This window comes from Paraburkholderia aromaticivorans (assembly GCF_012689525.1).
Lineage (GTDB): Bacteria > Pseudomonadota > Gammaproteobacteria > Burkholderiales > Burkholderiaceae > Paraburkholderia > Paraburkholderia aromaticivorans_A.
Map to the genome: position 1 here is coordinate 2,243,844 of NZ_CP051516.1, position 24,308 is coordinate 2,268,151.

At 63.1% G+C, this 24,308-nt stretch carries 24 protein-coding genes; 11 read left to right on the forward strand and 13 right to left on the reverse strand.

Features of this window, described 5'->3' with window-relative positions; all coding sequences use genetic code 11:
* Nucleotides 1–124 precede the first annotated feature (124 nt).
* From HF916_RS38155 to HF916_RS38185, 7 genes are all read left to right on the forward strand, one after another.
* Nucleotides 125–373 (forward strand): hypothetical protein, encoded by a 249-nt coding sequence (locus HF916_RS38155; protein WP_168793913.1) that lies wholly within the window; start codon nt 125–127, stop codon nt 371–373.
* 199 nt (nt 374–572) lie between these two features.
* Nucleotides 573–1,040, forward strand: coding sequence for a rhodanese-like domain-containing protein (locus tag HF916_RS38160; protein ID WP_168793914.1), 468 nt, complete (start codon nt 573–575; stop codon nt 1,038–1,040).
* A 42-nt stretch (nt 1,041–1,082) separates the two neighbouring features.
* The gene (gene epsC, locus HF916_RS38165; protein ID WP_168793915.1) at nt 1,083–2,060 is read left to right on the forward strand and encodes a serine O-acetyltransferase EpsC; all 978 of its coding nucleotides are present in this window, start codon (nt 1,083–1,085) and stop codon (nt 2,058–2,060) included.
* Nucleotides 2,057–2,332: a helix-turn-helix domain-containing protein gene (locus HF916_RS38170; RefSeq protein ID WP_168793916.1), complete on the forward strand. Its 276-nt coding sequence runs from the start codon at nt 2,057–2,059 to the stop codon at nt 2,330–2,332. Before epsC ends, HF916_RS38170 begins: the two co-directional genes overlap by 4 nt.
* A 111-nt stretch (nt 2,333–2,443) precedes the next feature.
* Complete coding sequence (locus tag HF916_RS38175) at nt 2,444–3,376, forward strand: family 2A encapsulin nanocompartment shell protein (RefSeq protein WP_134466264.1); 933 nt, start codon at nt 2,444–2,446, stop codon at nt 3,374–3,376.
* The gene (locus HF916_RS38180; RefSeq protein WP_431311457.1) at nt 3,351–5,441 is read left to right on the forward strand and encodes a family 2A encapsulin nanocompartment cargo protein cysteine desulfurase; all 2,091 of its coding nucleotides are present in this window, start codon (nt 3,351–3,353) and stop codon (nt 5,439–5,441) included. Before HF916_RS38175 ends, HF916_RS38180 begins: the two co-directional genes overlap by 26 nt.
* Nucleotides 5,442–5,752: 311 nt before the next feature.
* Complete coding sequence (locus tag HF916_RS38185) at nt 5,753–6,592, forward strand: CmcJ/NvfI family oxidoreductase (RefSeq protein ID WP_168793918.1); 840 nt, start codon at nt 5,753–5,755, stop codon at nt 6,590–6,592.
* 44 nt (nt 6,593–6,636) lie between these two features.
* Here HF916_RS38185 and HF916_RS38190 read toward each other — a convergent pair whose 3' ends face one another.
* The 9 genes from HF916_RS38190 to HF916_RS38230 all read right to left on the reverse strand — a co-directional run bounded on the left by HF916_RS38190 (nt 6,637) and on the right by HF916_RS38230 (nt 15,412).
* A complete protein-coding gene (locus HF916_RS38190; RefSeq protein ID WP_168793919.1) occupies nt 6,637–7,989 on the reverse strand; it encodes an LLM class flavin-dependent oxidoreductase in 1,353 nt (450 codons plus the stop codon).
* 174 nt (nt 7,990–8,163) lie between these two features.
* Nucleotides 8,164–8,442, reverse strand: a complete 279-nt coding sequence (locus HF916_RS38195) for a DUF971 domain-containing protein (protein WP_168793920.1) — start codon at nt 8,440–8,442, stop codon at nt 8,164–8,166.
* On the reverse strand, nt 8,439–9,437 hold the full coding sequence (locus HF916_RS38200) for a HEAT repeat domain-containing protein (RefSeq protein WP_168795786.1): 999 nt from the start codon (nt 9,435–9,437) through the stop codon (nt 8,439–8,441). The genes HF916_RS38195 and HF916_RS38200 overlap by 4 nt, the downstream gene beginning before the upstream one ends.
* Before the next feature lie 38 nt (nt 9,438–9,475).
* A complete protein-coding gene (locus tag HF916_RS38205; protein WP_168793921.1) occupies nt 9,476–10,267 on the reverse strand; it encodes an ABC transporter ATP-binding protein in 792 nt (263 codons plus the stop codon).
* Nucleotides 10,264–11,082 carry an ABC transporter permease gene (locus HF916_RS38210; protein WP_240975855.1) on the reverse strand — a complete coding sequence of 273 codons (819 nt, stop codon included), beginning with the start codon at nt 11,080–11,082 and terminating at the stop codon, nt 10,264–10,266. The genes HF916_RS38205 and HF916_RS38210 overlap by 4 nt, the downstream gene beginning before the upstream one ends.
* Before the next feature lie 82 nt (nt 11,083–11,164).
* Complete coding sequence (locus tag HF916_RS38215) at nt 11,165–12,595, reverse strand: ABC transporter substrate-binding protein (RefSeq protein WP_168793923.1); 1,431 nt, start codon at nt 12,593–12,595, stop codon at nt 11,165–11,167.
* 52 nt (nt 12,596–12,647) lie between these two features.
* Nucleotides 12,648–12,893: a 4Fe-4S dicluster domain-containing protein gene (locus HF916_RS38220; RefSeq protein WP_168793924.1), complete on the reverse strand. Its 246-nt coding sequence runs from the start codon at nt 12,891–12,893 to the stop codon at nt 12,648–12,650.
* A 9-nt stretch (nt 12,894–12,902) separates the two neighbouring features.
* Nucleotides 12,903–14,636, reverse strand: a complete 1,734-nt coding sequence (locus HF916_RS38225; protein WP_168793925.1) for a fumarate reductase/succinate dehydrogenase flavoprotein subunit — start codon at nt 14,634–14,636, stop codon at nt 12,903–12,905.
* Nucleotides 14,633–15,412, reverse strand: coding sequence for a GntR family transcriptional regulator (locus HF916_RS38230; protein WP_168793926.1), 780 nt, complete (start codon nt 15,410–15,412; stop codon nt 14,633–14,635). The genes HF916_RS38225 and HF916_RS38230 overlap by 4 nt, the downstream gene beginning before the upstream one ends.
* Nucleotides 15,413–15,678: 266 nt before the next feature.
* Here HF916_RS38230 and HF916_RS38235 point away from each other — a divergent pair, with 266 nt between their 5' ends.
* The 4 genes from HF916_RS38235 (at nt 15,679) to HF916_RS38250 (ending at nt 19,587) form a co-directional block, all read left to right on the forward strand.
* Complete coding sequence (locus HF916_RS38235; protein WP_168793927.1) at nt 15,679–17,001, forward strand: LLM class flavin-dependent oxidoreductase; 1,323 nt, start codon at nt 15,679–15,681, stop codon at nt 16,999–17,001.
* Nucleotides 17,002–17,184: 183 nt separating this feature from the next.
* The gene (locus HF916_RS38240; protein WP_168793928.1) at nt 17,185–18,003 is read left to right on the forward strand and encodes an ABC transporter substrate-binding protein; all 819 of its coding nucleotides are present in this window, start codon (nt 17,185–17,187) and stop codon (nt 18,001–18,003) included.
* Nucleotides 18,004–18,106: 103 nt separating this feature from the next.
* Nucleotides 18,107–18,838: an amino acid ABC transporter permease gene (locus HF916_RS38245; protein ID WP_168793929.1), complete on the forward strand. Its 732-nt coding sequence runs from the start codon at nt 18,107–18,109 to the stop codon at nt 18,836–18,838.
* Complete coding sequence (locus HF916_RS38250) at nt 18,835–19,587, forward strand: amino acid ABC transporter permease (RefSeq protein ID WP_168793930.1); 753 nt, start codon at nt 18,835–18,837, stop codon at nt 19,585–19,587. Before HF916_RS38245 ends, HF916_RS38250 begins: the two co-directional genes overlap by 4 nt.
* Before the next feature lie 60 nt (nt 19,588–19,647).
* Here HF916_RS38250 and HF916_RS38255 read toward each other — a convergent pair whose 3' ends face one another.
* From HF916_RS38255 to groL, 4 genes are all read right to left on the reverse strand, one after another.
* Nucleotides 19,648–20,421 carry an ABC transporter ATP-binding protein gene (locus tag HF916_RS38255; RefSeq protein ID WP_168793931.1) on the reverse strand — a complete coding sequence of 258 codons (774 nt, stop codon included), beginning with the start codon at nt 20,419–20,421 and terminating at the stop codon, nt 19,648–19,650.
* Nucleotides 20,422–20,430: 9 nt separating this feature from the next.
* Nucleotides 20,431–21,294 (reverse strand): ABC transporter permease, encoded by an 864-nt coding sequence (locus HF916_RS38260; protein ID WP_168793932.1) that lies wholly within the window; start codon nt 21,292–21,294, stop codon nt 20,431–20,433.
* Nucleotides 21,295–21,309: 15 nt separating this feature from the next.
* Nucleotides 21,310–22,362, reverse strand: coding sequence for an aliphatic sulfonate ABC transporter substrate-binding protein (locus tag HF916_RS38265; RefSeq protein WP_168793933.1), 1,053 nt, complete (start codon nt 22,360–22,362; stop codon nt 21,310–21,312).
* Nucleotides 22,363–22,658: 296 nt separating this feature from the next.
* A complete protein-coding gene (groL, locus tag HF916_RS38270; RefSeq protein WP_168793934.1) occupies nt 22,659–24,299 on the reverse strand; it encodes a chaperonin GroEL in 1,641 nt (546 codons plus the stop codon).
* Nucleotides 24,300–24,308: the final 9 nt, after the last annotated feature.

The following is a 24,308-nucleotide window of genomic DNA, read 5'->3' on the forward strand; positions in this document are numbered from 1 at the left end:
TCCGGCTACCCGGCGTGATTAGCGTGTGATGCGTTTTCCGAAAACCAATCCATAAAACCTTGTTTGCGCTTCCTTATGCGGACCACTAGATTCGTCCGTATAGCCATGAATCGACGGAGGCCGTATGGCCACGCTTTCCACGACCTTGTTCCGGGTTGGACTTCGGCATCCGCTGCGCGCGCTGCAGATGCAATGGTCGAAGCACGCGAGCGTTACCTCTGATCAATCCACCGCCGACAGGCCCGGTCCCGGCCACGGCGCGCAATCGCCCGAGCGGCTCGAACGCATCGCGGCCTACGCACGCTGCGGCTATTTTCATATGGAATACACCGCAGGCATGTTTGTCGTGCCGCTCGACATCCCGCCGGAATGATGGTTGCGATGGACGGTGGCATGGAGCAGGGCAGTCTTGAGCCGCAGCGACCAAACCGATGCTTCTTTAGAAATCACAATTAATTGGTTCGGCTTCGGCCGCGTCTCTTTCATAGTGTCTCCTGATGGCTATAGGCGGTTGCTTTCGCCGGTGCCTTGAACCAGCGCGTAAGGATTCGCGCGATATCGAAGGAGACGTCATGACGCTTGAACTCGCAGAACGACCCACCCACGCGCTGCTCGAAGCCGCCCGCTCCCGCGCGACCGATGCCGGTTTGCCCTACGCGGGCGGCGTGCCGCCGCAGGATGCGTGGGCACTCGTCCAGGCCGGCGATGCCGTGTTGGTGGATGTGCGCACCGCCGAAGAACGCAAATTTGTCGGACTCGTGCCGGACAGTGTGCATGTCGCGTGGGCGACCGGCACCAGTCTGACGCGCAATCCGCGCTTCGTGCGCGAGCTGGAAGCCAAAACCGGCAAAGACGCGGTCGTGCTGCTGCTGTGCCGCAGCGGCAACCGCTCGGCGCTGGCCGCCGAGGCCGCCGCGAAGGCCGGCTTCACGCAGGTTTTCAACGTTCTGGAAGGTTTTGAAGGGGAACTGGACGACGCGCAACGGCGCGGCGCCAGCAATGGTTGGCGCTTTCACGGGCTGCCGTGGATTCAGGACTGAAGAACCTGATCGTCCACGCTGCACTTTACGGGAGTAACCGCTGTGGCTGTGTTTGATGTCGATGAGATTGTTGAGGCGCTTCAGACGGTCCGTCAGCAATGGCGCGAAGTGCAGAAGCGCTCGCTCGAACCGGGCGGGCGCGAATTGCCGGGGCGCGAGGCGCTCGCGGAGATCGTGGATACGCTCAAAGGGGTGCTCTTTCCGATGCGGCTCGGGCCACCCGATCTGCGTCAGGAAAGTGAAAACTTCTATGTCGGGCATGCACTCGACGCCGCGCTGCACGCGCTGCTGAGTCAGGCGCGGCTGGAACTGCACTACCGCAGCCGGCATCAACCGCCGGCCGCCGCCACGATCGAGGCGCAGGCGGAGATCGCGGTGCGCGCTTTTGCAGCGCACTTACCGGCGATTCGCAGCTTGCTCGACAGCGACGTGTTAGCGGCGTTTCACGGTGATCCCGCGGCGGGCAGCGTGGACGAAGTGCTGCTGTGTTACCCGGGCGTGCTGGCGATGATTCATCACCGGCTCGCGCACGAGCTTTATGGACTGGGCCTGCCGCTGCTGGCGCGGATCGTCGGCGAGCTTGCACATGCGCAAACCGGTATCGATATCCATCCCGGTGCGAAGATCGGCGCCGGCTTCTTCATCGATCATGGAACGGGTGTCGTGATCGGCGAAACGGCCGTGATCGGCGAACGGGTACGCCTCTATCAGGCGGTCACGTTGGGCGCGAAGCGCTTTCCACGCGATGCGCAAGGTCATCTGGAGAAAGGCCACGCGCGCCATCCGATTGTCGAGGACGACGTCGTGATCTACGCGGGCGCGACGATTCTTGGACGCGTCACGCTCGGACAGGGTTCGGTGATCGGCGGCAATGTGTGGCTGACCCAGGACGTCGCGCCGGGTTCTCATGTGACGCAGGCCGTGTCGCGCAACGAAGGCACGGGCGCTGCCGCGGGCCACGATCGCACACCGCGCGTTCATGCAGGCGCTGAGCCTGTCGCGGCGGGAGCCACGCGATGAGCGGACTCGTCAGGGAGTTCGGCGCTGCGGTGCGGCGTCTTCGCGAGACGCGCGGGTGGTCTCAGGAGCAATTGGCCGAGCACGCCGGACTCAACCGATCGTATGTCGGCGAGATCGAACGCGGTTCCGCCATCGCGTCGATCGTCACGGTCGACAAGCTGGCCCGCGCGTTCCAGGTGCCGATCGAACGCCTGCTCAACCCATCTTCCGACAGTGCGGATGTCGCCGGACTCGTGCGTCCCGCGCGTGTCGATCCCATCCCGGCGAGTTAGCAGACCTTCTGCTGCCGTCTATAGCATGTTGAAGGGCTGGGGTTGCCTCCCGATAATCACTTTTTCTCATAAGCTTTCCCGTTTTTCTTCTATCAAACCCTGGAGCTTTAGATGACAGCAACAGTGGGCGGCCTGACGGCGCTCGGCGATACCGCAGCACGGCAACTAGCCAATGCCACCAAAACCGTTCCGCAACTCGCCACGATCACGCCGCGTTGGCTCACGCATCTGCTGCAATGGCTGCCGGTCGAGGCAGGCATCTATCGTCTGAACCAGGTGAAGAATCCTGAAGCCGTGAAGGCAGCCTGCACCGCGCGCGAAGATGAAAGCATCCTGCCGCGCACCTTCGTGCCTTACGAAGAGCAACCGCGCGAGTACTTCCTGAATGCGGTCAGCACGGTGCTCGACGTGCACACGCGGATCTCGGATCTGTACAGCAGCCCGCACGATCAGATCAAGGAACAACTGCGCCTCACGATCGAGACGATCAAGGAATTGCAGGAAAGCCAGTTGATCAACAACCCGGACTACGGCCTGCTCGCGAATGTGGCCGAAGAGCAGCGCGTGTTTCCGCTGACCGGCGCGCCCACGCCGGACGACCTCGACGAATTGCTGACCAAGGTATGGAAAGAGCCGGCGTTCTTCCTGACGCATCCGCTCGCGATCGCCGCCTTCGGCCGTGAATGCACGCGCCGTGGCGTGCCGCCGCCGACCGTCAGCCTGTTCGGCTCGCAGTTCATTACGTGGCGCGGCATTCCGCTGATTCCGTCGGACAAGGTGCCGGTTGCCGACGGCAAGACCAAGATCCTGTTGCTGCGCGTGGGCGACAAGCGCCAGGGCGTGGTCGGCCTGTTCCAGCCGGGCGTGGCCGGTGAGCAGGGTCCGGGGCTGTCGGTGCGCTTCATGGGCATCAACAATCATGCGATCGCGTCGTATCTGATCTCGCTCTATTGCTCGCTCGCGGTGCATTCGCCGGACGCGCTGGCAGTTCTCGATGACGTGGAGATCGGCAAGTACCATGACTACCCAGATACCTACAAGTAAGCCCATGGACAGCGTCCTGCCGCACGATGTGCCGACCGGTCCGCCTGGGGGTTTGCCTGCGGGACTCCCCGATCCGGCGACGTTGGCGTCGCTGGCCAATGCGTTCTTCTCGGCGTTGCCGGGCAACCCTGCGCACGCAAGTGCGACGCCCGGTGTCGCCGGCACGCTGCCGTTCACGGCGCCCGTGACCAGCGAGATCAGCAATCCGGCTCCGGCCGGCTCGCCGCTCGCGGGCCCTGGCGGCACGGGCACGGGTGTACCCGGCGCGGCGTTGCCACAAGGACACGTGCCGGGTGGCAACCTGCTGCCCTCGGCGCCGACGCATGTTCTCTCGCTGGGCAATCGCGCGCCCGCGTTGGGGCCGCATGCAACGGCGGCGAACGGCTTGTCGGATAACGTGGTGACGGTCGCGCCCGCACTGGATCCGCGCTTTGGCGGAGCCGCGCTGGGTGTGCCCGAGGGACACGGCGCACAGCGTCCGTCTGCCGGTGGTGCGGCGCCCTCGTCAATTGCGTCGCCGGTCCCGCCGGCAGCCGCATCGCCGTACTATTTCCTCGGTGAATCGGGCCAGCCTCGTGCCTCGGCAGCGGCGTCGCCGGATATCGTCGTGCCGGTCTGGAACGAGGTGAGTGCGCAATCGTTCGGTCTCCCCGCAGTCGATCAGCCGCTTGCCGAACAACGCTTCCCGTACGACCGTCAGTCCACCTCGCACGCGGCATCGCCTTCGACGCCGGCGCAGCACGCTGGCAGCCCGCATTATTTTCTGGATCTGAATGCGCCGTCGCGTTTTCCTGGGCAGACACCCGGTGCGGCGGATGGCGTGCCGCATGCGGGACCGTCAGCGCATCCGCCATTCGATGTGAATGCGATTCGCCGCGACTTTCCGATTCTGCAGGAGCGCGTCAACGGCCGTCAGTTGGTGTGGTTCGACAATGCCGCGACTACGCACAAACCGCAGGCGGTGATCGACCGGCTCGCGTATTTCTACGCGCATGAAAACTCCAACATCCACCGGGCGGCGCATGCGTTGGCCGGCCGCGCCACCGACGCCTATGAGGCCGCACGCAGCAAGGTGCAGCGTTTCATCGGCGCGGCGTCGCCGGAGGAAATCATTTTCGTGCGCGGCACTACCGAGGCGATCAATCTGATCGCCAAGACGTGGGGCGTGCAGCATGTCGGCGAGGGCGACGAGATCATCGTCTCGCACCTCGAGCATCACGCCAACATCGTGCCGTGGCAGCAGCTTGCCGCGCAAACCGGTGCGAAGCTGCGCGTAATTCCGGTCGACGACAGCGGCCAGGTTCTGCTCGACGAATACCGGCGGTTGCTCAACGACCGCACGAAAATCGTCTCGGTCACGCAGGTGTCGAACGCGCTCGGCACAGTCGTGCCGGTCAAGGAAATCGTCGAGCTGGCGCATCGCGCGGGTGCGAAGGCGTTGGTCGACGGTGCGCAGTCGGTATCGCACATGCGGGTGGACGTCCAGGCCATCGACGCGGACTTCTTTGTGTTCTCGGGTCACAAGGTGTTCGGTCCGACCGGCATCGGCGTGGTGTACGGCAAGCGCGCGATTCTGGAAGACATGCCGCCGTGGCAGGGTGGCGGCAACATGATCGCGGACGTGACGTTCGAGCGTACTGTATTCCAGCCGCCGCCGAGTCGTTTCGAAGCCGGCACGGGCAATATCGCCGATGCGGTCGGCCTGGGTGCGGCCATCGATTACGTTCAGCGCGTGGGCATCGAAAATATCGCGCGTTATGAGCACGATCTGCTGGCGTATGCGACGAGCGTGCTGCAACCGGTGCCCGGTGTGCGTCTGATCGGCACGGCACGCGACAAGGCCAGCGTGCTGTCCTTCGTGCTGAAGGGCTACGAAACCGAGGAAGTAGGGCAGGCGCTGAACGAAGAGGGCATCGCCGTGCGTTCGGGGCATCACTGCGCGCAGCCGATCTTGCGGCGCTTCGGCGTCGAAGCAACCGTGCGGCCGTCGCTCGCGTTCTACAACACCTGCGATGAAGTCGACGCGCTGGTGTCGGTGGTGCGACGGCTGTCTTCACGACGCTGACGATAAGCGGCGGCCGCGATGGCCGCCGCTTCCTCACCCTATTCGTGCGGCGCATCAGGCGCCTCGACACTGGGTTGAATCCGATTCCCCAAAAGCTCGCAGTGGCCGACGCGAATTTGCGTGCGGCAGCTTAACTTTCCACGATCCGTTATTTCCATCCTCGTCAACGCTCGCCTACGCTGCTTGAATGTGAAGGTCGATGGCGGCATCCGCGGCATCCGCGGCGAACGCTTGCGTAACGCTGCGCGTGGCCGCCGTCAATCGATCTGAAGCCATTCAACGAATCGTTTGAACGTGATGAGGAGGTAACCATGAGCGAGATCGTCATCGACAGGCCGGCCGCCGCCACGACGGTCGAGGCGGAATTGAATTATCTCGAGTTCACCGGCGAAAAGCCGGTGTCGTATCAATACGAGCCGCCGCCCGGCGTGCCGAAGCGCAGCGGCGTGTACCGGCCGCATCGGGTGACGATATCGAATGCGCGGGTCGCGCCGCCGCCGGGTGCGTTATGGCTCGATCGCAACGGCTTCGAATTGCATCGGCGTGCAAGTGCGTTGAGCGATTTCTCCGATCCGGCGAAGATCGAATCCATCTACTATCGGGAAGCCGAACAACTGCTGAAAGAAGCGACGGGCGCGCGACGGGTCGTCGTGTTCGATCACACACTTCGCGACGGCAAGCCTGAGCGCGCCGCTGGTGTGCGGGAACCGGTCAAGTACATCCACAACGACCAGACGTTCGTGTCGGGCCCGCGCCGGGTGCGCGATCATCTGCCGGCAGGCGAAGCCGAGCGCTTGCTGCAGGGCCGTGTGGCGATCGTCAACCTGTGGCGTCCGATCGGCGAAACGGTGCAGTCGTCGCCGCTCGCGCTGTGCGATTCGCGCAGTATTGCGCTCAACGATCTGGTGGCTTCGGATCTCGTCTATCCCGACAAGCTGGGCGAGACGTATGCGCTGGTGTTCAATCCGCGGCACCGTTGGTACTACTTTCCCAACATGACGCCCGATGAGTTCCTGCTGTTGAAGATCTACGACTCAGCGGGTGATGGCATCGCGCGGCTGACCGCGCATACGGCATTCGACGATCCCACTTCATCCGCCGATGCGCCGCCGCGCCGCAGTATCGAATTGCGCACGCTGCTGTTCTTTTGACGGGCCGCCTCACCGTGCGTTCATGAATGAGGCGGCGGCCGCGCTCACACGACTGCCACTTCCCGTGCTTCAAAGTGGCGGCTCACAGGCCGTTGCAACCCGAAGTGTTCGCGCAGCGTGCACCCTTCGTAGTCGGTGCGGAAAATGCCGCGTTTTTGCAGAAGCGGAACCACGCCGTCGGCGAAGTCCTGCAAGCCGCTTGGCAAGACATCCGGCATCAGGTTGAAGCCGTCGGCGGCGCCGCCTTTGAACCAGTGTTCGATATCGTCGGCGATCTGCTCCGGCGTGCCGACGACGACACGATGCCCGCCACCGCCCGCAAGCGCGCGGATTAGCTGACGAGCCGTGTATCCGTTCGTACGTGCCTGGGCGAGCGTCGCATGGAAGAACGTGTGATTGCCGTTGCCGCCGCCGGGCAGCGAGAGATCGTCAGGCAGACGCTCATCGAGTTTCAACCGCTCGACGCCGACGCCCAGGATGCCGGCCAGCCGGGTGAGGCTGTAGGTCCACGGAATCAGATCGACCAGTTCATCGCGGCGGCGCAACGCTTCAGTCTCGGTTGCACCGATGATGGTGGTGAGACCCGGCAGCACACGGATCGCGTCGTTGCCGCGTCCCAACGCCGCGGCGCGCGACTTCAGTTCGCGCGCATAGGCCGCCGCTTCGTCGAACGACTGCGAGGCGGAGAATACGGCTTCCGCGTGCCGGGACGCCAGCTCGCGTCCGTCCGCCGAGCCGCCCGCCTGAATCAGCACCGGATGCCCCTGGGCGCTACGCGGCAGATTGAACGGACCGTCGACGCTGAAGTACTTGCCGCGATGGTCGATGCGATGCACCTTCGCCGGGTCGATGAAGCGGCCGCTCGCCTTGTCGCCGATAAAAGCGTCGTCTTCCCAACTGTCCCAGAGCGCCTTCACGACCTCGGTGAATTCGGCGGCGCGCTCATAGCGTTCAGCGTGATTGGGCACCGCGTCGCGGCCGAAGTTGCGGGCCGAGCCAAGATCGGCGGTCGTCACGATGTTCCAGCCGGCGCGGCCCGCGCTCAGATGATCCAGCGTGGCGAAGCGCCGCGCGATGTTATACGGCTCGTTGTAGCTCGTCGATGCCGTGCCGATCACGCCAATATGGGTCGTCGCGGAAGCAATGCCGGCGAGCAGGACGGTCGGCTCCAGCGCCGTGATGGGGCGGAAGTCGATCTGATCGGCGATCGATGCGTTGTCCGCGAGAAACACGGCGTCGAATTTCGCCGCTTCGGCGATTTGCGCGACACGAACATAGTGGGCGATATCGACGAAGGCGCGAGGGTCCGCATCCTCGGTACGCCACGCGGACGGGACAAAGCCGGAGTGAAGAATATTGACGTTCAGATGAAGCTGACGGGGCGGGGCGGTTCTCATGGGTCTTTTCGAATGCGGGAGGGGCCGGCAACGAAGGAGTGTATGCATCTGGCCGACGCGCCAATTGTCGATTAGCCGCTCATGCGCGGCCACTAACGAATTCGGGCATGGATATGTCGGCGAAGACTAAGGCTTGCTCACAGTGAAAATGAGCATCGGCTCTGACGCCTGTTTTCAATCGATTCGCTTCAGGTATTCCCATGGGTAAATCCCCTGCGCGTGTCCGTCGCTGAAGACGATCTGCATGCCGTAGCCCATCGGCTGCATGTCGACGATCGCGACAGGTGGCGAATCGAGTCTCGCCTCACCCGAATGCGCCAGGCGTCGGCAGGTCGAGCAAGGGCAGCGTTTTCGCAACGTCGCGTTGTCGATCGATTGCGTGCGTCCGTCGTCCCACGTGAGGGACAACCGACCGCTCGCGGCGTGGACCGTGATCTGCTGAGGGGCGTTCATCGCTGTGTGCTTTCGATTTGCGTCAACGCGATCCGCGCCGCTTTGCGGACTTCCGGATCGGGATCCGTTGCCGCTGTCCGCAAGGCCGGCAGCGACGCTGCGTCGCCCAGTTCTCCAAGCGACAATGCCGCTTCCTTGCGCAAATTGCTGATCGCATGCGTCAACAGCGACGCGACCGCCGTGCTCGCGCTCGCGTCGCGCAGTTTGCCCAACGCGCGGACCGCTTGCAGACGGACTTGCCAGTAGTCGTCGTTTAGCGCGTCGAGCAACGCATCTCGCGCGGCCGCCGCGCGCAGTTTGCCGAGCGTCGCCGCCGCTTCTTCACGCACCTGCCACGCGACGTCGCGTAAGGCACCGAGCAACGCGGCAACGGTGTCTTCAGTCGATGCGGCGCCGATGCCCAACGCGCCAATCGCCGCGCGCCGCACGGCGGCATTCGGATCATGCGCGGCGATGCTGGTGAGGGGCCCAAGCGCGCGCTCGCTTTTCAGCCAGCCGAGCACGCTCACCGCTTCGAGCCGCACGAGGTCTTCGCTTGCTGTCAGCGCGTCCAACGCGGGTTCAAGTGCGCCTGCATAGCGCAATTCGCGCAGTCCGCGAAGAACGGCTTGGCGCACGAACGGATCCTGATGCGTGGTCCAGGCTGCAAGCAGCGGTCCCGATTGCGGGTCCTTCAAACCGGACAGACTCTGCGCGGCCGCTTCGCGCACGTCCTCGACGGGATCCGCCAGCGCTTCGCAGAGCGCCGCTACCGCGTCCGCACGTTCCCATGCACCGAGCACCTGAGCGGCCTGCGCACGAACTTCCGAAGACGTGTCCTGACGCAACGCGACGACGATCGGTTCGAGCACGGTTTCGTCCTCCAGGTCCGCGAGCGCCAGCAGGGCAATGCGGCGCACCGCGGCGTCCGTGGATGTCAAACGCGGCAGCAGTGCGGCGGCTTCCGGATCGAGAGAGTCGGGGTCGAACGTCAGCGGAAGCGAAATATCGGTCATGAATTCAGTGATGTCTGGAGTGGAACGGATAAAACCCGTCATGCCGCCGCCGCTTCGCGCAGCAACGCGAGGCAGCGCCGCTTGATGTCGACGAATTGCGCGTCGGTCGTGGTCTCGTCGTCGCGCGGACGCGGCAACGTGACGCGCAGGTCGGCGACGATGCGCGCAGGCCGCTGCGACAGCACGAGAATGCGGTCGGCGAGAAACAGCGCTTCGTCGATATCGTGCGTGACGAACAGCACGGTCGTATGAACCTGGGTCCACACGTCGAGCAGCAAGGCTTGCATCATGCGGCGCGTCTGCGCGTCGAGCGCGCCGAACGGCTCGTCCATCAGCAGCACGCGCGGCCGGTTGATCAGCGCGCGCGCGATTTCCACCCGCTGCTGCATGCCGCCCGACAACTGTGCCGGGTAGCGCGCGCCGAATCCGCTCAGGCCGACCAGGTCGAGCAGATCGCTTGCTTGCCGGCGCCGCTCGTCGGCGGGGAGGCCCTTCATCTTCAGGCCGAACGCGACGTTGTCGATCACGCGCTTCCACGGAAACAGGGTGTGCTGCTGGAACACGAGGCCGCGTTCCGGGTGAGGGCGCAGCACCCGTTCACCGTCGACGGCAATCTCGCCCGCGCTGGCCGTCACATGACCGGCGAGCGCGGCCAGCAGGGTGGATTTGCCGCATCCCGATGGTCCCAGCACGCAGACAAACTCGCCGGGTTCAACGCTGAAGTCCAGTTGATCGAGCGCGGTGAAACGCTGCTCGCGCAAGCCCACTTCCACGCTCAGCGCCCGCACGTCGATGCGGCCCGCTGGTTTCGATTGCGATTCCGTACTCATCGTTGCGACGCCTCCATCCGGTACCACGGTATCAGCGCGAGGCCGGCGCGCCGCACCAGCAGACTGCTGCCCATGCCCAACGCGCCGATCAGCAGCATGCCGACAACGATGTCCGCATAGTTCTGCAACGTGTACGACTCCCATGTGAAATAGCCGATCCCGTATTGACCCGCGATCATCTCGGCGCTCACCAGACAGAACCACGCGGTGCCCATGCCGATCGACAGGCCCGTGACGATCGCGGGCGCGGCGCCCGGCAGGATCACTTCGCCCAGCAGCGCGCCGCCGCGCGTGCCGAGCGAACGTGCGGTCGCGACCAGCCGCGGATCGACGCCTTCCACGCCGTGAATCGTGTTGAGCAGGATCGGAAACAGCGCGCCGATGAAGGTGATGAACATCATGCTCATCTCCGATGAGGGAAACATCAGGATGGCGAGCGGGATCCACGCAACCGCGGGAATTGGCCGCAACACTTCGAGCGGCGGCAGCAAGGTGTCTTCGAACGCGCGATAGCGGCCGATGGCGAGCCCGAGTCCAATGCCGACGACGCTCGCCGCGACGAACCCCACCAGCACGCGCGTGAGGCTTGATAGCAGGTGCATCGGCAGCTTCGGCGAGTGCAGCAGGGACCACGCCGCCGGCACGACATCGCTCGGCGCGGGCACATTGGCGAAGGTCACGAAGCCCAACGAGACATGATGTTCGGCGAGTACTTGCCAGATGCCCACACAGGCCAGAACGGCGGCGATCCTGGTCAATGCGCGGACAAGACGGGCTGGTCTCCAGACACGCGGACTGACTGCACCGCGCTGCATGCGCGTGGTTTCCGCGGCTTCAAGAATGGCTGACATCGAGGACTCTCCTGAGTGAGGCACGCCAAGGCACGCCGCTTATCGGTCAGCGCGCCGCGACAGATTGCGTCGCGTCGGTTTTGGCGGCGGCGAAATCCACGACGTTGCCATTCACCTGCTTCGCGTAGCTATCCGCGTTGTCTTTCAGCAGGAATCCGGCGAGGTTGCCCTTGGCGTCTTTCACGTACCACGCCTGGTTGGCAAACAGCTTCAGTCCGCTCGCATGGTCCTGGATGTAGACGACGCGCACTTTCTTGCCGCCTTGTTCGAGCGTATTGACCGCGGAGAATGCCTCCTGCGCCGACGCATAGTCGCGCACCTTGCCTTCGCCATCGATCCAGACCTGCGTCACGCTGCGCGGATCGGTGATGCGTTTGCCGGTTTGAGCGTCGTTGGCGACGAGCGCTTGCTTCGCGTAGTTCTTGAGCGCCGCGTCGTAGTTCAGGCCGGATTGCTTGAACGCTTCGCGGATATAGCGATCGTCGATAAAAGTGTTCACGTCCAGATCGACGTCGGTCTTTTTCAGCAGCTTGAGCGTGCTGATGGCCGTGACCGTCGCCTGACGGTATTCGGGCTTCCACGTCAGATCGCGTGTTTGCAGACCGAGCGGCCCGTGAAACAGATAATTGACTTCAGCGTCGATGCCGGTCACTTTCTGGATCAGCTGGCTGTATTTTTCCGGATCCTGCGCAAACAACTGGTTGGCTTCAATCACCGCGCGCAAATACGCGACCACCACTTCCGGATAGCGCTTCGCATAGTCCGCGTCGACCAGCGTGCCGTGGAAGGTCGGCGCATGCGTCTGCGCGCCGTCGTAAATCTTGCGCGCAAAGCCGCGGAACGGGAACAGTTCGGCGAACGGCACGAAGTCGGCATGCGCGTCGATCTTGTGCGCCTTCAACGCGCTGCCAGCCACTTCCGGCGACTGCGTGATGATGTTCACGTCGGTCTCGGGATTCCAGCCTTGCGCCTTGACGGCCCGCAGCAGCATGCCGTGCGCCGCTGAAGCAAACGGCACCGAGATCGTCTTGCCCTTCAGGTCGGCGAGCGAGCGGATCGGCGAGTCGTCCGGCACGACGATGCCGTTGCCGCTGCCCTCGATGCTGCCCGAGAGCACGGTGATGAACACGCTCTTCTTGCCGGCCTTCTGGAAAGCCGTGCCGTTCAATGAGCCGGGAAAGTCCGCCATCGATCCGAAATCGAGCTTGCCCGCGACCATTTCATTGGTGATCGGCGCGCCGGACGTGAAGTCTTTCCATTGCACGTCGTAGTTGACGTCCTTGTACTTGCCGTCGTGCGGCAGATACTTGTCGAGCAGATTCAGTTCGCGGATCAGCAGGCCGCCGGTGGCGCAATTGATTGTCGTGTCCTGAGTGCCGATCGCAATGCGGATGGTCTCGGCGCGCGCCGCGCCGGCGGTGAGCGCCAGCAGGCCGCTCGCGAGGAGCGTCGTGGCAAGCAGATGGCGGATATTCATGAGTTAAACCCCGGTTAATAAGCAGCCGTGCTTCAAAGCGGATGGTTCTTCATTAACGCAGCAGATAAGGAATCTCGACCCTGACCGCATCGGTCGGACAATCTTTTTCGCAAGGCATGCAGTACCAGCATTCGTCGAACTTCATATAGGCCTTGCCCTTGGTCAGATCGATCGCGAGCAGGTCGAGCGGGCAGACATCCACGCAGACGGTGCAGCCTTTGTCGGCAATGCACTTGTCCTCATCGATCGTGACGGGCGCGGCGCTGCGCTGGAAAATGTCGTGCGGTGTGGTCGGCATGATGGCTCCTCAGGCGTCGGCAAGCGCGGGCTCGGCGATGCGCAGGTTCTGATAGGCGTGACTGTCGTGATCGTCGAGCGGCACCACGTACGGTTCGACGGCGCGCTTTTCGCTTCTCATGCGACCCGTTGCGTCTTTCTTCAGATGCGTGTGGCAGAACCATTCGGCGTCGTTGCGCTGCGGATAGTCGACCCGATGGTGGTACAGCCCCCAGCGGCTCTCCGTGCGATACAGCGATGCGTGCGCCGCCATTTCGGCGCAATCGCGAATCGCCCGCACTTCGGCGGCGCGCATCAGTTCGTGCGGATTGTCGGCCTTGATCTGCGCGATGTCGTCGGCGATTTCAGCAAAACGTTGCTGGCCGATTTCCATCTTGCGTGTGACCTTCGGCGGTTGCAGATAGTCGTTCACCATGCGGCGCAGTTTGTATTCGACTTGCGCCGGCGCGAGTCCAGTGTCCCGTTCGAGCGGCGCATAAATGCGCGAGCGCTCGGCTGCGATCTGCTGATCGTCCAACGCGGCATGCTCACGGCCCTCGACGTATTGCGCGGCGTTGTGGCCCGCGAACCAGCCATAGGTAAACGCGCCGAGCATGTAGTTGTGCGGCACGGCGGCCATGTCGCCGGCGGCATAAAGACCGGCAACCGTGGTTTCCGCGCGCTCGTTCACATACACGCCGGATGCGCTATGACCGCTGCAAAAGCCGATCTCGGAGATGTGCATCTCGATCATCTGCTCGCGATAGTCGGTGCCGCGTCCCGCATGAAAACGTCCGCGGCTCGGGCGCTCGTTCGTATGCAGGATCTGCTCGATGGTCTGGATGGTCTCTTCCGCGAGATGGTCGAGTTTGAGAAACACCGGGCCATTGCCGCTCTGGAGTTCCTGATAAAACTCCCACATCATCTGGCCGCTCCAGTAATCGCACTCGATGAAGCGTTCGCCCTTGCCGTTCGCTGTAAAGCCGCCGAGCGGTCCCGTCACGTACGCGCAGGCCGGGCCGTTGTAATCCTTGATCAGCGGATTGATCTGGAAGCATTCGAGGTTCGCCAGCGCGGCGCCGGCGTGATAGGCCATTGCGTAGCCGTCGCCGGCGTTGGTGGGATTCTCGTAGGTGCCCATCAGATAGCCCGATGACGGCAAGCCGAGCCGGCCCGCCGCGCCGCAGCAGAGAATTACCGCCTTCGCGCGCACCACGTAGAAATCGGCCGTACGGCAATCGAAACCCAGCACGCCGCAGGCGCGCCCCTGCGCATCGGTCAGCACGCGAGTGACGACGATCCGATTGGTGATCGCAATCCGCGCGCGTTTGAGCTGCCGGTACAGCACTTTCTTGATGTCGTGGCCTTCGGGCATCGGCAGGACATAGGAGCCCATGTGATGCACTTTCTTGACGGCATAGTCGCCGGTGCCGTCTTTTTCGAACTTCACGCCCCAGCGGTCGAGTTCCTCGATGGTCTTGAAACTGTGCCGCGCGTACGCGTAGACCGCCGACTGATCGACGATGCCGTCGTTCGCGATAGTGATTTCCCGCGTGTACTGCTCGGGCGTCGCGTGACCGGGAATGATGGCGTTATTCAGGCCGTCCATGCCCATTGAAATCGCGCCGCTGCGCTTGACGTTGGCCTTTTCCAGCAGCAAAACCTTGAGGTTCGGATTCTGCTCTTTGGCCTTGACTGCAGCCATGGGACCGGCCGTGCCGCCGCCCACGATCACCAGGTCGTATTCGATCACATGTGTGTTCATTTCGTCTTCCTTGTGCTTTTCTTCTCTTTCTGACGGTCGATGCGAAAGCGGTACTGGAAGGCATCGCCGCGGAAATAGAGGTATTCGTAGTCGATCGGCGTGCCGTCCGCGCTGTGTGTGAGACGTTCGATCCGCAGCACCGGGCTGCCTTCCTCCACGTTCAACGCTTCGACGATGTCTTCGTCGGCGAGAATCGCGTCGATGGAGACGTCGGCGTGGCCGAGCGGCACCGCGCAGTCGTTCTCCAGAATCAGAAAAATATCGCGCGTGACGAGGTCCGCATTGGCGAGGCGTTTGCCCAGTGCTTCCGGCACCCACGTGATTTCAAGCGACACAGGTTCGCGATTGAGCAGGCGCACCCGATGGATCTCGGCCACTTTCGCGCCCTCGGGCAACGCGAGGCGCTGAGCGATCTGGGCGGTCGCCGGAATGAAACGGATGTGCTTGAGCTGGTTGACGATTTCATAGCCCATCGACGACATCGCTTCGGCGAAGCCTTGCAGCGCGCTGACGTTCTGAAAGGCTTTCGGCTTGGAAACGAAGGTGCCTTTGCCGTGCAGCTTGAAAACGAGGCCTTCCTTCTGCAGATCGCCGAGGGCTTGCCGCACGGTGATGCGGCTGACGTCGAACATCGCGCACAGATCGTTTTCGGATGGCATCTGCGAATGGGCCGCATACGTGCCGTTGAGAATGCGCGCGCGCAACTCCGTCTTGATCTGCTCGTAGAGCGGGGGAGCGGCGAGCGGCAGCACGTTGGCGGGGTCGGGTTTCGTCATGGTTCGTGGGGTTGTCTGTACTTGTTATGACAAGTTGAATCACAGTCTAGTGACGGAGTCCCGCCGGGCGAACGAAGATTTTGTGCTTTGTATTTCTGCGGGGACGCATTTGGGATGCGTAACACTGGCGCAAATCCGCGCACAGTGGCGGCCGGCGCGTCGCACCGAGTGCGCCGGGAGCGGGTATCGGCGAGCGAGGCGGCGGCAAGCAGCCGCGGCGAAGCGCGATTAAACTGGCGCGACCTATTCGCGATGGAGAGCGGCACATGTCACGTCAGCTTCGCCTCGGCGCCTTCATGCGTCCCACGACGATCCACACCGGTGCATGGCGCTATCCCGGCGCCTATCCGGACGCCAACTTCAATTTCGGGCATCTGAAGCGTTTCGCGCAGACGCTCGAACGCGGCCGCTTCGACGCGTTCTTCATGGCCGACCATCTCGCGGTGCTTAATATGCCGCTGGATGCGCTCAAACATAGTCACACGGTCACTTCGTTCGAGCCGCTGACGTTGTTGCCCGCGCTGGCGGCGGTGACCGAAAGGCTAGGGCTGGTCGCCACGGCGTCCACAACGTTCGACGCGCCGTATCACGTCGCCCGGCGTTTCGCCTCGCTCGACCACATCAGCGGCGGACGCGCCGGCTGGAATCTCGTGACGACATCGAACCCGGACGCCGCGCTCAATTTCGGTCTCGACGAGCATGTCGAGCACGACGAACGCTATCGGCGTGCGCGCGAGTTCTTCGATGTGGTCACCGGCCTCTGGGACAGTTGGGCCGACGACGCCTTTATCCGCGAGACGGCAACCGGCACATTCTTCGATCCGCAGAAATTGCATGTGCTGAACTACAAGAGCGAGAACTTCTCGGTGCGCGGGCCGTTGAATATCGCGCGCCCGGTTCAGGGCTGGCCCGTCATCGTGCAGGCGGGTTCATCCGAAGCGGGACGGCAGATCGCGGCCGAAACCGCCGAGGTGGTGTTCACCGCGCAAAGCAACCTGGCCGACGGAAAGCGCTTCTATGCGGACGTAAAAGGCCGCATGGAGAAACTCGGGCGGCAACGCGACCATATGAAAATCTTGCCGGCTGCCTTTGTCGTGGTCGGCGATACGCTGGACGAGGCGCGCGAAACGCGCGCGCGGCTCGACACGTTCGTTCACTACGAGAGCGGCCTTGCTTCATTGTCGATTGCATTGGGGCACGACGTGTCCGGCTTCGATCCAGACGGCCCGCTGCCCGAGATTCCCGAGACCAATGCGAGCCGTACGGCGCGGCAAAGGGTGGTCGAATGGGCGCAGCGTGATGGGCTGACGATTCGTCAACTCGCGCAGCGCATTGGCGGCTATTCGGGACTGGAGATGGTCGGCACGGCGGCGATGATCGCGGATCAGATGGAGCAGTGGCTGGTGGAGGAGGGCTCGGACGGGTTCAATGTGATGTTCTCGCATCTTCCTGCTGGCCTCGATGACTTCGTCGATAAAGTCATTCCGGAGTTGCAGAATCGGGGGCTGTTCCGGCGCGAGTATGAAGGCGCGACGCTGCGCGAGAATCTTGGTTTGCCACGGCCAGAGAATCGCTTTTTCCCTGCCTGATGTGAGCCGTTCTGGTGGACGCGGTCGTTCCAAAGCCGCGCGATATGACAACCGCCGCTTAGCACCTGAGAATTGCTTCGTTTGTTCTGCGCGGGAGCGTTGGTAGAGTGAGTGGCTTACGCTCAGGAGCAACGTCGATCGACGTCTTGCGCGGACCATCAAGAACAACAGGAAACCACCGCTATGAATTTCAGAGTGCTTGGGGCAGTGATTGCCGGAAGTCTGCTCGTCATGTCCACGGCCGCGCACGCGGATCGCCTCGACGACATCAAGAAAGCGGGCGTGCTGCGCGTTGCCGCGTTCGACAGCAATCCGCCGTTCGGCTTTGTCGATCCGAAGAACAACCAGATCGTCGGGCTCGACATCGACTATGCGCGAGCGCTCGCGACCCGGCTCGGCGTCAAGCTCGATATCCAGCCGACTAATCCGGCCAACCGCATCGCCTTCCTGAAATCGGGCAAGGTGGATCTGGTGTTCGCCAACTTCACGATCACGGACGATCGCAAGAACGAGGTGGATTTCAGCACCCCGTATTTTGCGTCCGGCACGCAGTTCATCGCGAAGAAGGGCGCGCTCACCTCGCCGCAGCAGTTGAACAGTTTGCGGATCGGCGCGGACAAAGGCACGACCAACGAGCAGCAGGTGCGTGCGCAATTCCCGGGCGCCACGATCGTCGCTTATGACGACACGCCGTTTGCATTCGCCGCGCTGCGCACGGGCAACGTGCAGGCGATCACGCAAGACGGACCGAAGCTCGTCGCGTTGCTGGCGAAAGTGCCGGACAAGGCGAACTACGAGATCCCGCCGTTTACGATCTCCAACGACTATGAAGGCGTGGGTGTGCCGAAGGGCGAGACGCGACTGCTGAATGTGGTCAATGAAACGTTGAAGGATCTCGAGGCCAAAGGCACGGCCGGCAAGATCTACGACACCTGGTTCGGCCCGACAAGCGCCGCGCCGCTGCCGCGTTTGTTCAAGATCGGCGACCCGCAAAAGAGCTGACGCACCTTACTTCTCAGCCGCCTGAATACGGCCCGGTCATGACTCGAAAAGAGCGGCCGGGCCGTCTTGTTGATACAGCACCGAGCTTTTCCGAATGCATTTCATGACTCTCTGGCCGGAGACCCGCTATCTCGGCTGGCTCGCACACGGCTTTGTCATCACCCTGATCCTGTCAGCGTGCGTGAGCGTATGCGCCACGCTGCTCGGCTTCGGGTTGGCGATGGCTCATATCGCCCAACATCGCACGGTCGCTGCGGCGGCAAGGCTCTACGTGCTTGTGTTTCGCAATTCGCCGCTGCTGGTGCAGTTGCTTTTCTGGTACTTCGGCGCGGCGACGCTGTTGCCAGAGCACTGGATGACATGGCTGAACGCGCCGCATCTATTGAGCGCCGGGCCGCTTGTTTTGCGCTGGCCGAGTTTCGAACTGTTCGCCGGCTGGCTCGGCTTGACCTGCTATAGCACCGCTTTTATCGCTGAAGAGTTTCGCGCCGGCATCCGCGGCGTGGGCATCGCGCAATACCAGGCGGGCGCCGCTTTGGGCATGACGCGTTACGCGACCCTGCGTCACGTGATTTTGCCGCAAGCGCTGCGCATCGCCACACGGCCGCTCGCGGGGCAATACATGAATATCGTGAAGAACTCGTCGCTGACGATGGCGATCGGCGTGGCCGAGCTGTCGTATATGTCGCGTCAGGTCGACACGGAGAGCTTCCGGACCTTTCAGGCCTTCGGCACGGCAACCGTGCTGTACGTCGTCACTATCGCGTTGATCGAAACGGCGTTGGTGATCTGGCAACGCACAGGTGTGCGTGCGTTGCAAAGGGGGCATGCATGAGCGCGCTCGAATGGCTGCCGACGCTGCGTTATCTGCTGCTCGGTGCGTTCCCGAATGGGCCGCTGGGTGGCGCGGCGTTGACTGTCGTGCTGTCGGTGGTGTCGGCGTTGCTGTCCGCTGCGGTAGGTTTGGCGGGCGGCGTGGCGCTCTCGATGACGCGCGGCGCGGTGCATCTGCTTCTGCTCGGAATCGTCGCGTTTTTCCGGGCGATTCCAGTGCTGATGCTGATTTTCTGGACGTTCTTCCTGATGCCGATTCTGCTGCACATCGATGTGCCGGGTCTGGTGGCGGTGGTGTGCGCGCTGTCGTTGATCGGTGGCGCGTATCTGTCGCATTCAGTGCACGCGGGCATCGTCTCGATCGGAGCGGGCCAGCAGAACGCGGCGCTGTCGCTCGGGCTTACGCGCTGGCAGGCGCTGCGTTACGTGGTGCTGCCGCAGGCGGTACGCGTGATGATGCCGTCGTTCGTCAATCAATGGGTGTCGCTCATCAAAGACACCTCGCTTGCCTATATCGTCGGGGTGCCGGAATTCACCTTTCTCGCCAATCAGGTCAACAGCCGGCTGATGATTTACCCCGCGCAGATTTTCGTGTTCGTCGGGATCGTGTATCTGGTTTTGTGCTCAGCGCTGCAATGGATTGCGTCTCGCGTGTTGTTGCGTGCACGGCCGGCACGCGCCACGGACATCGATACGGAAACGGCAACCGGCACGGCGCGTGGCAATGAACATGGCGTGGCGATGCCATGACGCGATGAGTTTGCGCGTCGGACGTGGCCAGTCGATGTGACTCACGCCAGCGCGGGACTTTTAGTGCTGCCCGACGGTCCCGTTCAATCCGTCGAGCAACTCCGCTCGCATTTCCGCCAGCGACAGGTCGCGCCGGTCGCGCGGCCTCGGCGCGTCGATGGCGATGTCGCGCACGACGCGCCCCGCGCCTGTGCCATGCGGCGGCGCAAGCAGCAGCACGCGGTCCGACAGATAAAGCGCTTCGTCGAGGTCGTGCGTGACGAGCAGGGCTGCGGTGCCGTGTGAACGTGTGAGCGCCAGCAGCAGGTCCTGGAGACGCATACGGGTCATCGCATCGACGGCGCTGAACGGCTCGTCCAGCAACAACAGGTCGGGTCTGGAGAAAAGCCCGCGCACCAGGGCGACGCGCTGCGCCATGCCGCCGGATAGCTGCTTGGGCAACGCGTCTCGCACATTGGCGAGGCCGACTTCGCCAAGCAGTTCGGTGACGCGCGGATCGCTGCCACGCCGCGGTCCTGCTGCGAACGCGACATTGTCGGCGACTGAAAGCCAGGGCAGAAGACGCGGTTCCTGGAAGATCACACCCAATCGCGACGACGGGCCATGTTGTGGCACGCCGTCCAGCCGTATCTCGCCGTCGAAGTCCCGGTCGAGACCCGCGATCGCGCGCAACAGCGTGCTCTTTCCACAACCGCTCGGTCCGACGAGGCTGACGATCTCGCCGCGCCCGATTTCGAAGCGCACGCGGTCGAGCACCGCGCGTCCGTCGTATTGTTTGCTGACGGCGCGGACGTCGAGAAGAGGACGGGAAACGGGAAGGGAAACGGTCGACATGGACGAGTGCTACACGATTCTTCGAGAGGGTTGGCGTTCGGCAGCGGAGTCGCGCCACGACAGCGTATGCGTCTCGATCGACTTGAGGACGCTGTCGCTCAACTTGCCGAGCAACGCGAGCAACAGGATCGCGCCGAACACAATGTCGGGGCGTCCCGTTTCGCGTCCGTCGCTCAGCAGATAGCCAAGGCCGCGAGTCGCTGCGATCAATTCCGCCGCCACCATGAACATCCACGCAAGACTGAGTCCCGTGCGCAAGCCGGTAAAGATTTGCGGCAGCGACGCGGGAAAAAGAATGCGAGTGAACAGCGCGCGTTGATTGAGCCGATTGACCTCACCGAGTTCGATCAGCTTTCGGTCGACATCGCGAATCCCCGCGACGACACTCAATTGCACTGGAAAAAAGGCACCAATCGCGATGAGCGTGATTTTCGGCGCTTCGTCGATGCCCATCCACAGCAGCAGGATCGGCACCCACGCAAGCGACGGAATCGCACGCAACGCCTGGCAGGCCGGATCGAGCAACGCGTCGATGCGCCGGCTCAGTCCCATCGCCGCGCCGACCAGCAGCGCGAGCGCGGAGCCAATCCCGAAGCCCGCGAAAACGCGCAGGCAGCTCGCGCCGAGATGCCGGCCGAGCCGCGCGCCGCCCATGTCCCAGAGGGTTTGCGCAATCGAACTCGGCGCCGGTACGAGGTGCGCGGGCAATACCGACAGACGGACCAGTGCTTCGACGAACAGCAGAAAAACCAGCGGCAGCGCGATTCCCGCGACGCGCCAGGTCTTCAGAGGATCGCGTCGTGGCGGCGCTTCGCGATACTGTCGAGCGGACGAAGCGGTATCGTCGAGCGACAGTGAATCGTCGGTAGCCATGGTGGTGAGGTGGGCTTACTTGCCGGCGTCGGCCGCGATGATGGGCTGCGCGGGCTTGGCATCGATCAACGCGTCGATGACCTGATTCAGATTCGTGTCTGGTTTGACCAGTTGTTCCTGCGTGAGGATCGGTGCGGCGGCCTTGAGCGCGGCGAGTTGTTTTGCGCCCGGTTGCGGCTGGCTGAAGTCGTTGCGGCTCAACTGCAGTTTCGCCACCGGCAGCGACACCTTCGATTCCTCGGCGATGATTTTCGCGGTCTCTTCAGGATGAGCCGCGATCCACAAGCGCGCCTTTTCGTAAACCTTAAGGACATGCGCCAGCGTATCGGGATGCGCGCTGATGAAATCTTCGCGCGCGTCGAGCAGGCCCCACGTATTGAAGTCGACGTTGCGATAGAGCAGGCGCGCGCCGTCATCGATCTGCGCGGCGGCCATGTGCGGATCGAGACCGGCCCATGCGTCCACCTGAGCGTTGGCGAGCGCGACACGGCCATCGGGATGTTGCAGATTCACGATCTCGACGTCGTCGCGCGACAGTCCGGCGGTGTGCAGCGCACGCAGCGTGAACAGAAAAGGATCGGTGCCTTTGGTGGCGGCGATCTTTTTGCCCTTCAGATCAGCGACTGTCCGGATCGGAGAGTCCTTGCGGACGACGAGCGCGGTCCATTCGGGACGCGAGAAAACATAGACGGCGCGAATCGGATTACCGTTGGCCTTGCCGAGCACGGCGGCGAGACCGGCCGTGGAGCCGATGTCGATCGCGCCGCTATTCAGGTATTCGAGCGCGCGGTTGCTGCCCAGACTCAACACCCATTTCACTTGCGTGTGATCTGCTGCCAGTTCCTGTTCAAGCCAGCCGTTACGCTTGATGACGAGACTTTCCGGCGAATAGTACGCATAGTCGAGCTTCAACTCGGCTGGCGGAGCGGCGTGTGCCGCGCCTGGGGCGAGGCTTGTCAGTGTGGAAGCGGCAACGGCCGCGGCCAGCAGAAGACGGCGGACAAGAATCGGCGCGCGCCGCGGCGCCTGGATGATCGATAGTCGTGCTGCGCCCCGAAGAAATGGCATGGCTGGTCCTTTGCGTTGTTCCGTTATGACCGTTGAATGTACCCAGGTCGCGGTGGCAAACGAACCAATAAAAGCTCACAACCAAAGCACGTCGCGCGCTATCGCTGCGGTGACGTCGTGATGACGGCGCGTCGCGGTGTTGCAACGCTTGCGTCGGGAGCGTGAAGGAGCGCGGAATAGGGCGGAATAGGGCGGAATAGGCACGGGCCAGCTCGCAGTGAAGCGAATGCCGGCCCGTGCGTCTTGCGTTCAACCGCGCGGTATGCAACCGCGCGATGCTTCGCGGCAGACGGTCTTCAGAAATCGAGTCCCGGCCCACCCGCGCTCGGACCGCCGGGCTGGCCCGCTGCCGGTGCATCCTTCGGTGCTTCGTGCACGGTGGCGTCGGTGGTCAGCAACAGACCCGCAACCGATGCCGCGTTTTGCAGCGCCGTGCGCGTGACCTTGGTCGGATCGAGCACACCGGATTCCACCAGATCGCCGTATTCGCCGGTCTGCGCGTTGTAGCCGAAATTGCCCGTGCCTTCCGCTACCTTCGCGACCACCACGCTGGCTTCTTCGCCGGCATTCGTCACGATCTGACGCAGCGGTTCTTCGAGCGCGCGCAGCACAATCTTGATGCCTGCGTCCTGATCGGCATTCACGCCCTTGAGTCCGCTAATGGCCTGCTTCACGCGAATCAGCGCGACGCCGCCGCCCGGCACGATGCCTTCCTCGACAGCGGCACGCGTCGCATGCAGGGCGTCGTCGACACGGTCTTTCTTTTCCTTGACCTCGATTTCGGTCGCGCCGCCCACCTTGATGACCGCCACGCCGCCGGCCAGCTTCGCAACGCGTTCCTGCAGTTTTTCGCGGTCGTAGTCCGAGCTGGCTTCCTCGATCTGCGTGCGGATCTGTTTCACGCGCGCTTCGATATTCTTGCTGTCGCCCGCGCCGTCGATCACGGTGGTGTTTTCCTTGCCGACTTCAATCCGCTTGGCCTGACCGAGTTCCGCGAGCGTCGCTTTCTCGAGCGACAGGCCCGTTTCTTCGGCGATCACCTGGCCGCCGGTCAGAATCGCGATGTCTTCGAGCAAGGCCTTGCGGCGATCGCCGAAGCCCGGCGCCTTGACCGCGACGGTCTTCAGAATGCCGCGAATGTTGTTGACCACCAGCGTGGCGAGCGCTTCGCCTTCCACGTCTTCCGCGATGATCAGAAGCGGCCGGCCGGCTTTGGCGACCTGCTCCAGGACCGGCAGCAGATCACGAATGTTCGACACCTTCTTGTCGTGCAGCAGCACGAACGGGTTGTCGAGCACGGCCACCTGCTTGTCCTGATCGTTGATGAAATACGGCGACAGGTAGCCACGATCGAATTGCAGACCTTCGACGACGTCGAGTTCATCGTCGAGCGACTTGCCGTCTTCCACGGTGATCACGCCTTCCTTGCCGACGCGGTCGATCGCTTCGGCAATACGCTGGCCGATCGACTCTTCGCCGTTGGCCGAAATCGTCGCCACCTGGGCGATTTCCTTGCTGGTGGTGGTCGGCTTGCTGATCTTTTTCAGCTCGTCGATCGCGGCGATCACGGCCTTGTCGATACCGCGCTTCAAATCCAGCGGATTGAGGCCCGCCGCCACATACTTCTGTCCTTCGCGGACGATGGCTTGAGCGAGCACGGTTGCGGTGGTGGTGCCGTCACCGGCGGCATCGCTGGTACGCGAGGCCACTTCCTTTACGAGCTGCGCGCCGATGTTCTGCACGCGGTCCGTCAATTCGATTTCCTTGGCGACCGAGACGCCGTCCTTGGTGACGACAGGTGAACCGAAGCTGCGCTCCAGCACGACATTGCGGCCCTTCGGACCCAGCGTGACCTTGACCGCGTTGGCCAGAATGTTGACGCCTTCGACCAGTTTCGAGCGGGCGACGTCGCTGAAAATAATTTCTTTTGCTGCCATGGTTTGACG